Source organism: Mesorhizobium sp. B2-8-3 (genome assembly GCF_006440815.1).
In the GTDB taxonomy this organism is placed as follows: domain Bacteria; phylum Pseudomonadota; class Alphaproteobacteria; order Rhizobiales; family Rhizobiaceae; genus Mesorhizobium.
Genome location: NZ_VFTW01000011.1, coordinates 89,460 through 103,832, shown reverse-complemented (window position 1 = coordinate 103,832; position 14,373 = coordinate 89,460). Strand labels below are relative to the sequence as shown.

The window sequence follows — 14,373 nt, the reverse complement described above, 5'->3', positions numbered from 1 at the left end:
GCCAGCCCTCACCAGCCGCCGTCGACGGCGATGTTCTGGCCGCTGATCATGTCGGAGGCAGGCGAGACGAGGAACAGCACGAGATCGGCGACGTTGCCCGGCTCGATGCGCTTCTTCAGGCTCTGGTTCGCGAGAATCCAGTCATTGTATTCCTTCAGCCGATCGCCGAAGACGCGCTCTTCCGCCTCCGAGACCACCGCGCCCGGCGATACGGCGTTCACCCTGATGCCATGCGGCCCAAGCTCGCGCGCCAGCGATTTGGTGAGGCCGAGCATGGCGCCTTTCGACGCGACATAGGGCACGTAGCCGTCCCAGCGGCCGTTGAGCGTGATCGAGCAGAAGTTGACGATCTTGCCGTGGCCCTTGGCCTTCATGCCTGGAGCGCAGGCCCGCGCCAGCGCGAAGGCGGCCGAAGAGTTGACGCGGATCTGGTCCTCATACTCGGCGAGCGAGAATTCCTCGAACGGCCGGTTGATGATCAGCGCCGCGTTGTTGATCAGGATGTCGATGCCGCCTTCCTTCGCCGCAAGCGCGGCAACCGCCGCTTCCGCCTCGGCCAGCCGGTTGAGATCGCAGCCTATGAAGGCAATGTCGCCTGCGGCCTCGCCGGCCAACCCGGCGACTATCTCCGCCGCGCCCGTGGCATCAGGGCGGTCGAGCAACAGCACGCGCGCGCCGGCTCGCGCCAGTGCCACCGCCTGGGCCCGGCCGAGCGAGCCCAGCCCGCCCGTCAGAAGCACCTTACGACCAACGAGCGCCTTCATCGCCTATTCCTCACAGCACGGAATGGACTTCGTCGATCGAGGTATCCTCGATACGCTTGTCCAGCACCACCTCGCCGCGCGCCATAGCCACGATGCGGTCGCAGCAGTCGAAGACGTGATGCATGTTGTGGCTGATGAAGACGCCTGTCACCCCCTGCTCCTTCAGGCCGCGCACGAAGCCGATCACCTTGTTTGTCTCCTTGACCGAGAGATGGTTGGTCGGCTCGTCGAGGATCATCACCTTCGACTTGAAATGCATGGCGCGCGCGATGGCGACGCCCTGGCGCTGGCCGCCGGAGAGCTCGCCGACCAGCGCCTCCGGCGAGCGCAAATGCAGATCGACATTGGCGATGGCGCGGATGCTTTCCTCTGCCATCTTCTTCTGGTCGAGGATGCCGACGCCGAGGATCGAGAAGCGGGTCGGCTCGCGGCCGATGAACAGATTCCTGGCGATCGACATGGTGGGGACCATGGAGTTGTACTGGTAGATGGTCTCGATGCCGAGATCCATGGCGTCGCGCGGCGTGGCGATGCTGACCGCGCTGCCCTCGACGTGGATTTCGCCCTGGTCGGCACGGTGGACGCCGGACAGGATGTTGATCAGCGTGGACTTGCCGGCGCCGTTGTCGCCGACAAGGCCGAGCGCCTCGCCGCGCTTGAAGTCGAGCGAGACGCCCTTCAGCGCATGCACGCCGGAATACCATTTGTGCAGGTCGCGCACCGAGATGATCGCGTCGCCCACGGCTCAGCCCTCCATCTTGATCGCCTTGGCGCGTTTTCGCATCCAGGCATTGGCGACGACGGCGAAGATGGTGAGGAAGCCGATGGCGAACTTGAACCAGTTGGCGTCGACGTGGCTGAGCACAAGCCCGTTGTCGATGACGCGGATCAGCGTCGTGCCGATGATGCCGCCCATCACGGTGCCGATGCCGCCGGTGAGCGAGGCGCCGCCGATGACCGCGGCGGCAACCGCCTGCAGCTCCATCCCCTCGCCGATCGAGGGCAACGGCGAGCCCAGCCGCAGCACCTGCAGCATGCCGGCGAAGCCGGAAAGCACCGAGCACAGCATGAAGCAGACGATCTTGACCCTGGCGGTCGGGATGCCCATCGAGGCGGCGGCCGGCAGGAAGCCGCCGGTGGCCTTGATCCAGTTGCCGAAATTGGTGCGCGACAGCATCAGCGAGGTCAGCACCGCGACCGCAACGAACCACAGGAAGGACATGCGGAACATGTTGCCCGGCCCGACGAAGGAGGTGAACAGCCAGTTGGGCAGGTCGGCGGGTAAGAGCGGCGGGAAACCGCCCGAGACCACGACTGTCAGCGAGCGCGCCATGAACAGCATGCCGAGCGTGGTGATGAAGCTGGGGATGGCGAAGCGGATGGCGATGTAGCCGTTGATGAAGCCGATCGCCGCCGCGACCGCCAGTCCGGCGAGCAGCGCCAGCGGGAACGGCCAGCCATGCACCATCAGCACCGCCATCGACATCGGCATCAGCGCGAACACCGACCCGACCGAGAGGTCGAACTCGCCGCTGATCATCAGGATGGTGACGCCGATGGCGACGAGGCCGGCCTCCGGCAGGATGCCGAGGATGCCGCGCAGATTGTCGGCGTTCAGGAACACGCCGTGCGAGCGCACCTGGAACAGGACGATGAGCAGCACCAGAAGGATCAGCCCGGCCAGCTCCGGTTTTTCGAGATAGGTCTTGAACAGGCGCTTCAACGAAAGGCTCCGGGGTTCGGGATTAAGACGCATCGGCGACGGCTGGCGCCGCCGATGCGGGTCTCGCTGTTGGAGAGCTTATCTCAGTCCCTGGGCGGACAGCGCCATGATGCTGTCGGCTTCCTTCGGCCGCACGATGCCCTGGCCGGTGTCGATATCCGACGGAGCAAGGCCTATCTTCTTGTTCAGATAGGCCTCCATCACCGGCATGAAGCCCTGCATGTAGGGCTGCTGGTCGACCAGCGCCTGGACATAGCCCTTCTGCATCTGCTGCAGCACTTCCGGAACGAGGTCGAAGCCGCCGAGCAGCACCTTGCCGGGCGCCACGCCGCGATCGGCCAGCACGCGCGCCACGCCGGCGCACCAGAAGCCGGTGTCGAAATAGGCCGTGGTGTCGGGATGGGCGTTCAGATAGGCGCCGACGCGGTCGGAGGTGATGGCGAGATCGGTGCCGCTGTCAATGCGCTCCCACGACACGTCACGGTCTTTATGCGCGGCCTTGTACTCATCGAGGAACTGCATGATGCCGGCGCCGCGGCTTTCCGACCAGTTCTGGCCGGGCGCCGAAATGCCGACCAGCACCTTGATCGGGCCGTCCTTCGGGAAGCTCTCGGAAATCGCCTTGGCGAGCGAATAGCCGGCCGGCTTGAAACCCTGGCCGACGAAGGCCTGCCGGGCGTTGCCCTTGGCGCCCTCGGTGTCGTCGACATTGACGGCGATCACCAGCACGCCCGCGTCGCGCGCCTCCTTGATGACGTCGTCCAAGGCGTGGTCGTCGACGATGGAGGTCAAAAGCGCGTCGGGCTTGGCGGCAAGCGCGGCGCGCATGTTCGCGACCTGCTGCTCAACCGAGCCCTCGGTCTGGGTGAAGACCATGTTGCAGTTCGCCTCGACCTTGGCGCAGGCATCGTCGAAGCCTTTCTTCACCGCCTGCCAGAACGTGTTCGAGGCCGACGAATGATGGGTGAAGACGATGTTGAGCCCGTCGGCACGGGCCACGGTTTGGCCACCGATCAGGGCGACGCCGAGCAATAGCATTGCGGTGAGTTTCTTCATGTCTGTTCCTCCCTTTGGATTTTTCAAATGCTTGCCCCGTCGCTGACGCGGCGATGGACGGTGTAGGCGCGGCCGAGGTCCGGACTGAGCGCCAGCCCCAGCCCCGGCCCGGGCGGCACGGTGATCATGCCGTCCTTCACTTCCGGCAGCGCGGTGACCAGATCACGGTACCAGGTGCGGTAGAAAGCGCGCACGCTTTCCTGGACGAGCGCATTGGGCGCGTTGAGCGAAAGATGCGTCGAGGCGGCGAGCACGACTGGACCGGTGCAGTCATGCGGCGCCACCGGCAGCCGCCAAGCCTCGGCCATCGAGGCGATCTTGCGCGCTTCCGACAGGCCGCCGCACCAGGAGATGTCGAGCATGACGATGCCGGCCGCTCCCGTCTCCAACAGGTCGCGAAAAGCCCAGCGGCTGCCCAGCGTCTCCGAGGCCGAGATCGGCGCCGGGCTTGCCGCGGCGTAGCGCCTGAGGTCGCCGAGGCTGTCCATGCGGATCGGATCCTCGTGCCAGTAGGTGGCGTAGGGTTTCAGCGCTTCCGCGATCCTGATGGCCGGCAGGAGCTGCCACATGGAGTGGAACTCGACCATGATGTCCATCTTGTCGCCGACGGCTTTGCGAATCTTTTCAAACGGTTCCAGTGCCGCCTTCAGGTCGGCGGCGGAAATGTCGTTGCCACGCGTCTTTTCCGCGGCGTGGTCGAACGGCCATATCTTCATGGCGGTGATGCCGTCCTCCAGCAGTTCCCCGGCCAGGTCGCCGGCGCGGGTGAGGAAGGCGTTGAGGTCGTCATAGTCGCGCCCGGCGCCGATGCCGTAATTGGCCGTCGTCTGGCCCTTGGCGTCCTTGATGTATTCGGTGCCGGCGCAGGTGTTGTAGGTGCGGATCGAACGGCGGCTGAAGCCGCCGAGCAGTTGCGCGACCGGCTGGCCGGTGGCTTTGCCGAAAATATCCCACAGCGCGATGTCGAAGGCCGAGTTGCCGCGCACTTCGGCGCCGCTGGAGCGGAAGCCGAGATAGCCGACGAGGTCGGCGGCCAGGAGGTCGATCTGCAGCGGGTCGCGGCCAATCACCCGCGGCGCGACATATTCGTGCAGATATTCCTCGACGGTGCGCGACAGGAAGAAGGTCTCGCCGAGCCCGATGATGCCCTCGTCGGTATGAACCTCGACCCAGAGCAAATTGGGCCGCTCCTCGATGCGGACGGTTTCGATGGCGCGGATCTTCATCAGGCAATCCCCGCGTCGAGCAGCGCCTTGACGCTCTTGTCGAAATGCTCGGCCATGTGCTCGGCCGCCAGCCGTGGATCGCCCTTGAGGATGGCGTCGGCGATGTCCTCATGGCCCTTGATCATCTTGAGCTGGGCCTCGCCGGACGAGCGGGTCCGCCAGCCGATCACCCAGGTGCGGCGCGTGACACCGCTGAAGGCGGTGACGATCAGCGAAAAGACCGGGTTGTGCGAGGCCGCCGCGATCGCCTCGTGGAAGGCGATGTCATGTTCCATGACGGCCTCCGGGTTCGTGAAATTCTCGCGCATCAGCCGGGCCGACCGGGCGATCGCCTCGGCCTCCTGGTCGGTACGGCGCAGTGCGGCAAGCGCAACCGTGCGCATCTCGATGGTGCGCCTGACGTCATAGACCTGCTGGACGCTTATCTGCTGGGTGGTGATGCCGTGCTCGATGACCATCGACATGGCGCCGGTATCGAGCTTGGCGACGGTGGCGCGGCGCCCGGCGCTCATGTCGATCAGGCGCATCGCCGACAGCGAGCGGAAGGCCTCGCGCACGACGGTGCGGGAGACGTTGAGCTGGCGCGTCATGGCGGCTTCGCTGGGCAGCGGATCGCCCGGCGCCAGGCCTTGCGAGCGGATGTGCTGGGAGATCGCCTGGATCGCCGTGCTGACCAGTCCGGGATTCGGTTCGCCCGGTGGATCTGTCTGCTCCTGCATGCCGCTCCCTCAAAACCTGTATGACAGGTTGTTATTCAATTGCTCATATTTCATGCAAAAGCTATATGTCAAGCCGATTTCTGGAACCCTGCCCCTGGAGAAGCCTCATGCACGAAACGGAAGCCGGCCTGATCTTCGACGCGCGCGACGTGGTCGGCGAGAGCCTGGTGTGGGATGACCGCTGCGGCAGGCTGGTCTGGGTCGATATCATCGGCCGCCGGATCCATCGGCTGAACCCGTCGACCGGAGCGCATGAGAACTGGCCGACGGACGACCTCGTCACCTCGGTCGGCCTGCGCGCCGATGGCGGCGCCGTCGTCGGGTTGCGCAAGGCGATTGCGCTGTGGGATTTCGGCGGGCCGTTCCGGACGCTCGCGACGATCGAGGCCGACCGGCCGGGCACAAGGCTGAACGAAGGCGTGGTGGCGCCGGACGGCTCGTTCTGGGTCGGCACGATGGCCAACAATATCGGACCTGACGACGCGCCCTTGGCCATCGCAAGCGACGAGGGCCGGCTCTACCGGGTCGGTTCCAACGGCAAGGCGGCGTCGCTCAGCGAGGACCGCTTCGGCATCACCAACACCATGGCGTGGCTGCCGGACGGCCGCTTCGTCACCGCCGACACGACGAAGAACGCGCTCTACAGCTATGAGTGGGATGAGAAGGCCGGCCGGCTCGGCGAACCCCTGCCCTTCTTCACCGGTTTCGAGCGCGGCCTGCCGGACGGCTCCTGTCTCGATGCCGAGGGTTATGTATGGAACTGCCGGGTGGTGGGCGGGAGCTGCCTCGCCCGCATCGCGCCCGACGGCAGGCTGGACCGGATCGTCGAACTGCCCTGCAGCTGGCCGACGAGCTGCGCCTTCGGCGGCGCGGGTCTCGACACGCTGTTCGTGACCTCAGCGCGCTTCACGATGAGCGCGGAGCATCTTGTCGCCAATCCCTCGGAGGGCGGCCTGTTCGCGCTCAAGCCCGGCGTGCGCGGCGTTGCGGCCAACCGCTTCGGATAATCTCGCATCGGCCGGCGCGTGGCCGTCGAAGATGGCGATGAGCGCCTTTGGGGTGTGAGCCAGCGCGCGAACCGCCAATCGCGGACGCCTTGGCGCAATCCAATCCGGTTCATCCCCCGCGCTCCGCATGCTAACAGGATCGCTTTCAACCTAACACCCGGGATGGACAGCGACATGGCAGTAGAAAAAGTAGCTCTGGTGACGGCGGGGGGCAGCGGCATGGGGGCTGCCGCGGCCAAGCGGCTGGCGGCGGACGGTTTCAAGGTCGGCGTGCTCTCCTCCTCCGGCAAGGGCGAGGCGCTGGGCAAGGAACTCGGCGGCTTCGGCGTCACCGGCTCCAACCAGTCGAACGAAGACCTGAAGCGCCTTGCCGACGGCGCGCTGGAACGCTGGGGCCGCATCGACGTGCTGGTCAACAGCGCCGGCCACGGGCCGCGCGCGGAGATCATCGAGATCAGCGACGAGGACTGGCACAAGGGCATCGACACTTATTTCCTCAACGCCGTGCGCCCGACCCGGCTGGTGACGCCGGTGATGCAGAAGCAGAAGTCAGGCGTCATCATCAACATCTCGACCGCCTGGACATTCGAACCGAGCGCGATGTTTCCGACCTCGGCCGTGGCGCGCGCCGGGCTTGCCGTCTACACCAAGATCTTCGCCGACACCTATGCCGCCGACAACATCCGCATGAACAATGTGCTGCCCGGCTGGATCGACAGCCTGCCGACGACCAATGAGCGTCGCGACAGCGTGCCGATGAAGCGCTACGGCACGTCGGAAGAGATCGCCGCGACGATCTCGTTCCTGGCGTCCGATGGGGCCGCCTACATCACCGGGCAGAACATCCGCGTCGACGGCGGCATCACAAGGGCGCTGTAAGTCACGCCGCAGCGGACGGCGCCCGGTATTATTGCCGGGCGCAACGTCATTTGCGACGGCGAAGATGCAACAGCCAGAGAAAGCCCAACAAGGCAACGACAGCGGCGACATTGCCGAAAACGTTGCTCCAAAAACGCGCCGGGTCGTCCACACACGAAATCCAGCTGAGCCTGCCCCGGATTTCGCCGGTCTTGAGGCCGTAGGCAAGGTTATAGATGGCGAAGGCGGCGAGTGCCGCCACCAGGACAAAGACGGCGTCGTGCTTGTTGCGGTCCATGGAGCACGTTTAGCCGCGCCCGATGAAATTTTGCTCATCGTCGTGTGAAAGGTATGTCGCCTCGGATCATCCGAGCTTACGGGATTTTAGCACGCACAGAACGCACAGGAAGGCTATCGACGCCACCAGGACAATCGAATTGCCGACCACGATGTTCCAGAAGCGAGTCGGATCGTCCGCGAGGGCGACCCAATGCAACTTGCCGCGGACTTCGCCAGTCCTGATGCCGCAGGCAATGTTGTAGATCGCGATGGCGGCGAGCGCCGCCATCAGGACAAACAGGTCGTTGTTCTTGTTGCGATCCATGGAAGCGGCTTTTAACAGCGCTTGGTGAAATTTTACTTACCTTGGGTAAGGCGGCGGCCGTTGCACCGGCCGCCGCCCACCTCAACTTACTGGTTGATCTCGGGCTCGACGAGCTTGGCCAGGTTGCGCAGCGATTCCTGCCAGCCGAGATAGCAGGCCTCGGCGGGGATGGCGTCCGGGATGCCGGCCTGGGTGATGTTGATCTCGGTGCCGACCGACACTTTCTTCAAGGTCACGGTCACTTCGATCTGGCCCGGCAGGTTGGGGTCGTCGAAGCGGTCGGTGTAGCGCAGGCGCTCGCCCAGAACGAGCTCGACGAATTCGCCGCCGAAGGCGTGGCTGTCGCCGGTGGTGAAGTTGCGGAAGGACATCTTATAGCTGCCGCCCACCTTGCCCTCGAACTCGTGGACCGTGCAGGTGAAGCCATTCGGCGGCAGCCACTTGGCCAGCGCATCGGCCTCGATGAATGCGCGGTAGACTTTTTCCGGCTTGGTCGCCAGGACGCGATGCAGGTGGATTGTGCTCGGCATATCTCGGTATCCTTGCTTTGTTGATCGATGCCCCAAGGACGGGCGGCCCCCAGCCGATCCGACAGAGGCTGTCAAATTTTTTGACTAGAGCATGGTGCCGAAAAGTGTGAAGCGGTTTTTCGGATGACATCATGCTCTATCTTTTGATCTAGAGTCGGGCGGCTACCGTGCGCCTTCCAATGGAGGGGAACAGACATGAACGCTTCGATCAGACTCGGCATCGTCGGCGGCGCGGGCTGGCTGGGCGGCGCCATCGCGGATGCCGCGCTTCAGGCCGGCATCGTTCGCGCACAGGACCTTGCCCTCTCCTACCGGAGCGCCAAGCCGGATCGTTTTGCCGGCGCGTTCTGGACCGACGACAACCAGGCGCTCGCCGACCGCTGCGACATCATCATGCTTTCGGTACGGCCGCAGGACTGGCCCTCGCTCGCCATCGACGCCAAGGGCAAGCTGGTGATTTCGGTGATGGCCGGCATCCGCCTTGCCGAGATCGGCGCGAAGCATGGCACGCGCCGGGTTGTGCGCACATTGCCCAACGCCGCGGCCGAGGTCGCGAAATCCTACACGCCTTGGATCGCCAGCAGCGATGCCACCAGCGAGGACCGCGCCATCGTGCGCGCGATCTTTTGCGCCTGCGGCAGCCAGGACGAGGTCGGCAGCGAACGCGACATCGACTATCTCACCGGCCTGACCGGATCCGGCCCGGCCTTCCCCGCCCTTTTGGCCGACGCCATGATGCGCCACGCCGTCGCGTTTGGCCTGAAGCCCGAAGTCGCGCAGCGCGCCGTCAACACGGTGCTGACCGGCACTGGCCAACTGCTCGACTTGAACGACGCTTCGCCAGCCGACACGGTAAAGACCTTCCTCGGCTATCGCGGCACCACCGCCGCCGCGATCGAGACGATGTGCGAAGCCGGGTTCGACGATGCCGTCGCCAAGGGGCTCGAGGCGGCGTTCAGGAAGTCGATCGCGATGGGCGAGACGTGAGCGGACGCTCCAATCCTAAAAGCCAAGACTCGATCGGCCACCACCTGTGGCACCGCTGCGACAAACGCATCCATTGGCAGCTGTCTGCACAATCTTTTGGCAGAAAATCTTGCAAAATTAAGTAAATTGAGAATAACTCACGCCATGATTGTATTAGATACCACTTATTCTATCTTCACAAAATATCGATAAAAATACTGGCAATTTTCTCTGTACTAATTGCTTGTTTTCGGGAACCATAGTCCACGTTGCAAATTGGTTCGAAGTGGTCGTTTGAACCTGCAATGAACCTCCGGGCGGGGCAGCGCGGAAGGATTCTCCGATGAGCTTCGTCGTCAACGCGGTAGGCGTTCCTCTTTACTATAGCGGCGCTTCCAACCATTGGCTTTCGGCGGCCTCGTCCGGACCTGCCTTGTATGGCACCTCCGGCAACGACTCCATCTGGGGCGCCAGCGGTGTCAACGTCACCATGTATGGCGGCTCCGGCGACGATATCTATTACCTCTATTCGGCGAGCAACAAGGTGTTCGAGAACCCTGGGCAGGGTGTCGACACGATCAACACATGGATGAGCTACACGCTGCCGGACAATGTCGAAAACCTCGTCGTCACCAACGCCCACAACTACGCCTTCGGCAACGCGCTGGACAACATCATCACCGCCACGGCGGGCGGCCAGACCCTGGACGGCGGCGCGGGCAATGATGTCCTGATCGATGGCGGCGCCGGCGCCGACACTTTCATCATCGCGAAGGGCAACGGGAGCGACTCGATCGTCAATTTCGCGTCGAACGATACCGTGCGCCTCGATGGCTATGGATTCACGTCGTTCGCCGCCATCCACGAGAACCTGATCCAGGCGGGGCCCAATGTGATGCTGAATCTGGGGTCGGGCGAGATTCTCGAATTCAAGAACATGACGATCGACAAGCTGCAGCCCAACCAGTTCGAGCTGCCGATCGACAAGTCCGGCATGACGCTGTCCTTCAGCGACGAGTTCAACACGCTGAACCTTCACAACAGCCAGGGCGGCACCTGGGACACCAACTTCTGGTGGGGCGCGGCGAACGGCAGCACGCTCACCCGCAATGGCGAACTGCAATGGTACATCGACGCCAATTACGGCCCGACCAGCTCGGTGCATCCGTTCAGCGTGCAGAACGGCGTGCTCTCCATCACCGCCGCGCAGGCGCCGGCCGACATCAAGCCGCTGATCAACAATTACGAATACACCTCCGGCATCCTGACCACGCATGACTCGTTCTCGCAGACCTATGGCTATTTCGAAATGAAGGCCGACCTGCCGGAAAATGCCGGCGCCTGGCCAGCCTTCTGGCTGCTGCCGGAGGACGGCTCCTGGCCGCCGGAGCTCGACGTGATCGAAAAGTATGGCCAGAACCCGAATTCGCTGCTGATGACCGCGCATACCAACCAGACGGGCCAGCACACGACTGTCGGATCCACGGTGAACGCCATGGACACCGCCGGCTTCCACACCTATGGCCTGCTGTGGACGCCGGACAAGCTAGTCTGGACCTATGACGGCGTGCAGGTCGCCGAAGCGGCGACGCCGTCGGACATGAACAAGCCGATGTACATGCTGGTCGACCTTGCGATCGGCGGCCAAGCCGGCGCGCCGCCGGACCATCTCGCCACACCGGCCGAGATGAAGATCGACTATATCAGGGCCTATACGCTGAACGACTTGCCAAGCCAGGCGGCGGCGCTGACCAGCCACACCGCAAGCAGCACGCAGCAGCATCTCGGCACGGCAAGCGAGCATTCGGCCTGATTCGGACGTTAGGCGACTACCCGTGATCCGGGTTGGAGAGGAGTGCGGGAAATGACGGGACAGTCGGGATTGCGGCCAGTCTTGCGTCGCGCCATCGCCGATGTCGGGCTGTTCTCGCTGCTCATCAACCTGCTGCTGCTGGTGATCCCGCTCTACCTGCTCCAAATCTATGACCGCGTCCTGCCCTCCTCCAGCCTCGAGACGCTTGTCTATCTGTCGGTCATCGCGGTCGCGGCGCTCGGCTTCCTCGGCTTCCTCGACGCCATCCGCGCGGTCTACACGCAGCGCGTCGCCGCGACGGTCAATGACACGCTTGGCGCAAGAATGTTCGCCGCTTCGCTCGGCGCCAGGAACGTGCCGTCGCCGCTCACCGACCTCGCCTCGGTCTGCGCCTTCATCCGCTCGCGCGGCGTGGCGGTGCTGTTCGACCTGCCCTTCGCGCCGGTCTTCCTGGCGCTGCTCTACCTGATCCATCCGTTGTTGTTCTGGGTGACGCTCGGCGGCGCGGCGCTGCTCGTCGTGCTGGTCTTCGCCAACCAGCTTGCCATCGGCAGGAACGATGCGCTGTCGGCGGAGCGTTCGGCCTTGGCCAGCCGGGCCGAGCAGGCCTTTGCCCGCAACGCCGAGACGCTGCGCGCCATGGGCATGGTGGAAAACGCCGCACGCGCATGGGGCCGGCATGTGGCGGAGGCGCTTGTCCTGCATGATCGTTCGGCCAGCGCCAACGCCATCTTCAGCGGCGCTTCCAGGGCGCTGCGCATGATGCTGCAGCTGGCGATCCTCGGCACCGGCGCATGGCTGGTGCTCAAGGGCCAGATGACGGCCGGCATGATCTTCGCCTCCTCGCTGGTGTCGTCGCGCGCGCTGCAGCCGCTCGACCAGTTGATCGGCTCGTGGCGGCAGCTCGTCGAGGCGCGGCGCGCCTGGGCGCGGCTCGAGGGCGCGCTCCCGGCACAGCCGGCCGAGGCACGCAAGCTCGTCTTGCCCGACCCGACCGGCGCGATTTCGGCGCAGGATCTTTTCTTCATCGCGCCGAATGCCACGTTCGGCGCCGAGCCGATCCTCAAGCGGTTGAGCTTTGCGATCAAGCCCGGCGAGGCGGTGGCGATCATCGGCCCGAGCGGCGCCGGCAAGTCGACACTGGCGCGGCTGCTTGTCGGGGCAGCCCAGCCGAGCGGCGGCTCGGTCAGGATCGACGGCGCGGAACTCAGGACCTGGGACGAAAATCAGCTCGGCCGGCATATCGGCTATCTGGCGCAGGAAGTGGAGCTTTTCCCCGGCTCGGTCCGCGAAAACATCGCCCGCTTCGACGCGGACGCGGACGACGCCGCAATCGTCGAGGCGGCAAAACGCGCCGAGGCGCATGAGCTGATCCTTTCGTTGCGCGACGGCTACCAGACGGTGATCGCCGGGACGCTGTCCGGCGGCGAGCGGCAGCGGATCGGGCTCGCGCGCGCCTTCTACGGCAACCCGCGCATCCTGGTGCTGGACGAGCCGAGCACGCATCTCGATGGCGCCGGCGAGGCGGCACTCGAGGCAGTGCTTGCCGCCGCGCGCGCCGCCGGCGTCACCACGATCGTGATCACGCATCGCCCTTCCATCGCCGCGGCCTGCAACCGCGTGATGGTTTTGCGCGGCGGCGTCATCGAGGCGTTCGGGCCGAGCGCGGAGGTGCTGCGCCAGCCGGGCAAGGGCACGCGGCAGAGCACAGTGGTGACCGGATCGTTCGCACCGACCATCCGCGCCTCGCAGAGCATCCGCTATGGGTCCTGAACGATGACGCAGAGCCTCACCTTCGACGGCCGCCCGCGCACCGATTTCCGGCGCGCGGCCTTCGCCGGCTATGCGGCAATCGCGCTGATGGTCGGCGGCTTCGGCTATTGGGCGGCTAAAGCGCCGCTGGCAGGCGCGGTGATCACGCAAGGCACGATCGCGGCGACGGGCGGCAACATCCTGATCCAGCATCGCGACGGCGGCATCATCAGGCAGTTGCTGGTGCATGAAGGCGACCGCGTGCGGGAAGGCCAGAACCTCATCATGCTCGACCGGACCGCCGCGGAAGCCGATCTCAACCGCCTGACAAGGCAGTGGATCGCGTTGAAGGCCAGTGCCGCGCGGCTGGAGGCCGAGCGCGACGGCCTCGCCAGGCTGGCGCCGATCGCCGAGCCCGCTCCAGCGCCGTTCCAGCCGGAATTCGAAAACCTCATCCGCGAACAGCAGAAGGAGTTCGACGCCAGGCTTGCACGGTTCCGCTCGGAGCAGTCGATCCTGGCGCAGCGCGTCGCCATGCACCGCGAGTCGGTCAAGGGCTTGAACGCGCAGAAACTCGCCATCGAGCAGCAGGCCGAAGTAGTGAAGAAGGAGCTCGGCATCAAGACCGACCTTCTCGATAAGGGCCTCACCAACCGCAGCGAATATTCGCAGCTGCTGCGCTCGGAGGCCGACCTGGTCGGCCAGGCCGGCGCGCTGGAGGCGGACCTCGCCTCGGCCAACACGCAGATCGTGGAGGCGCAGGCGCAGACCGAGCGCGCGACCACGCAGCGCGTCGAGGAAGCGCTGACCAAGCTCGACGATGTGCGCACCAATCTCGCCGACATCGAGGAGCGGATGCGCGCGGCGCAAGCGGTGCTGCAGCGCACGACGATCACCGCGCCGGCGGCGGGCATCGTCGTGTCGTCGACCTACAATTCGCAAGGCAGTGTGGTGGCGCCCGGGGAAAAGATCATGGAGATCCTGCCCACGTCATCGGGCCTTGTGGTGGACGCCAGGCTGCGGCCGAAGGACATCGACCAGGTGCATGTCGGCCAACAGGCGAAGCTCAGGCTCTCCGCGCTCAACGCCCGCCTGACGCCGGAAGTCCCGGCCACGGTGAGCGAGATTTCCGCCGACCGGCTGATCGACGAGGCTACCCACGAACCCTATTTCCGCGCCAGGTTGAAGATCACCGATGCCCTCCCCCAGGACATCAAGAGAGAACAGCTCTATCCCGGCACCCCGGTCGACACCTTCATCAGCACCGGCGACCGGACCTTCTTCGAGTATCTGGTACGCCCGATGATGGACTCGTTCGCAAGGGCGTTCAGGGAAAGGTAGCGGCGGCTTTTCGC

At 64.9% G+C, this 14,373-nt stretch carries 15 protein-coding genes; 6 read left to right on the top strand and 9 right to left on the bottom strand.

Going from position 1 to position 14,373, the window contains the following annotated elements; all coding sequences use genetic code 11:
- Positions 1–8 precede the first annotated feature (8 nt).
- The 6 genes from FJ418_RS18005 to FJ418_RS17980 form a co-directional block, all read right to left on the bottom strand.
- Positions 9–764 carry an SDR family oxidoreductase gene (locus tag FJ418_RS18005; protein ID WP_140652226.1) on the bottom strand — a complete coding sequence of 252 codons (756 nt, stop codon included), beginning with the start codon at positions 762–764 and terminating at the stop codon, positions 9–11.
- Between the two features lie 10 nt (positions 765–774).
- On the bottom strand, positions 775–1,506 hold the full coding sequence (locus FJ418_RS18000) for an ATP-binding cassette domain-containing protein (RefSeq protein ID WP_140867797.1): 732 nt from the start codon (positions 1,504–1,506) through the stop codon (positions 775–777).
- 3 nt (positions 1,507–1,509) lie between these two features.
- Entirely contained in the window at positions 1,510–2,487 is a 978-nt protein-coding gene (locus FJ418_RS17995) for an ABC transporter permease (protein WP_140644861.1), read from the bottom strand.
- A 78-nt stretch (positions 2,488–2,565) separates the two neighbouring features.
- Complete coding sequence (locus FJ418_RS17990) at positions 2,566–3,543, bottom strand: sugar ABC transporter substrate-binding protein (RefSeq protein WP_140644862.1); 978 nt, start codon at positions 3,541–3,543, stop codon at positions 2,566–2,568.
- A gap of 23 nt (positions 3,544–3,566) precedes the next feature.
- Entirely contained in the window at positions 3,567–4,769 is a 1,203-nt protein-coding gene (locus FJ418_RS17985) for a mandelate racemase/muconate lactonizing enzyme family protein (RefSeq protein WP_140644863.1), read from the bottom strand.
- Complete coding sequence (locus FJ418_RS17980; RefSeq protein ID WP_140644864.1) at positions 4,769–5,488, bottom strand: FadR/GntR family transcriptional regulator; 720 nt, start codon at positions 5,486–5,488, stop codon at positions 4,769–4,771. Before FJ418_RS17980 ends, FJ418_RS17985 begins: the two co-directional genes overlap by 1 nt.
- A 107-nt stretch (positions 5,489–5,595) precedes the next feature.
- Here FJ418_RS17980 and FJ418_RS17975 point away from each other — a divergent pair, with 107 nt between their 5' ends.
- Positions 5,596–6,495 carry an SMP-30/gluconolactonase/LRE family protein gene (locus FJ418_RS17975; protein WP_140644865.1) on the top strand — a complete coding sequence of 300 codons (900 nt, stop codon included), beginning with the start codon at positions 5,596–5,598 and terminating at the stop codon, positions 6,493–6,495.
- 174 nt (positions 6,496–6,669) lie between these two features.
- The gene (locus tag FJ418_RS17970) at positions 6,670–7,374 is read left to right on the top strand and encodes an SDR family oxidoreductase (protein WP_140644866.1); all 705 of its coding nucleotides are present in this window, start codon (positions 6,670–6,672) and stop codon (positions 7,372–7,374) included.
- Positions 7,375–7,420: 46 nt separating this feature from the next.
- Here the strand turns inward: FJ418_RS17970 and FJ418_RS17965 are convergent, their stop codons facing one another.
- The 3 genes from FJ418_RS17965 to FJ418_RS17955 form a co-directional block, all read right to left on the bottom strand.
- Positions 7,421–7,651 (bottom strand): hypothetical protein, encoded by a 231-nt coding sequence (locus FJ418_RS17965; RefSeq protein ID WP_140644867.1) that lies wholly within the window; start codon positions 7,649–7,651, stop codon positions 7,421–7,423.
- Between the two features lie 66 nt (positions 7,652–7,717).
- Positions 7,718–7,957, bottom strand: coding sequence for a hypothetical protein (locus FJ418_RS17960; protein WP_140644868.1), 240 nt, complete (start codon positions 7,955–7,957; stop codon positions 7,718–7,720).
- An 86-nt stretch (positions 7,958–8,043) separates the two neighbouring features.
- Positions 8,044–8,487 (bottom strand): SRPBCC family protein, encoded by a 444-nt coding sequence (locus FJ418_RS17955; RefSeq protein WP_140867794.1) that lies wholly within the window; start codon positions 8,485–8,487, stop codon positions 8,044–8,046.
- Between the two features lie 195 nt (positions 8,488–8,682).
- On the opposite strand from FJ418_RS17955, the gene FJ418_RS17950 reads away from it, so the two are divergent.
- From FJ418_RS17950 to FJ418_RS17935, 4 genes are all read left to right on the top strand, one after another.
- Positions 8,683–9,474 (top strand): pyrroline-5-carboxylate reductase dimerization domain-containing protein, encoded by a 792-nt coding sequence (locus FJ418_RS17950; protein ID WP_140867791.1) that lies wholly within the window; start codon positions 8,683–8,685, stop codon positions 9,472–9,474.
- Positions 9,475–9,796: 322 nt separating this feature from the next.
- On the top strand, positions 9,797–11,266 hold the full coding sequence (locus tag FJ418_RS17945) for a family 16 glycosylhydrolase (RefSeq protein WP_140854965.1): 1,470 nt from the start codon (positions 9,797–9,799) through the stop codon (positions 11,264–11,266).
- A 51-nt stretch (positions 11,267–11,317) separates the two neighbouring features.
- Positions 11,318–13,039: a type I secretion system permease/ATPase gene (locus FJ418_RS17940; RefSeq protein WP_140867788.1), complete on the top strand. Its 1,722-nt coding sequence runs from the start codon at positions 11,318–11,320 to the stop codon at positions 13,037–13,039.
- Positions 13,040–13,042: 3 nt separating this feature from the next.
- Entirely contained in the window at positions 13,043–14,359 is a 1,317-nt protein-coding gene (locus FJ418_RS17935; RefSeq protein ID WP_140867785.1) for an HlyD family type I secretion periplasmic adaptor subunit, read from the top strand.
- Positions 14,360–14,373: the final 14 nt, after the last annotated feature.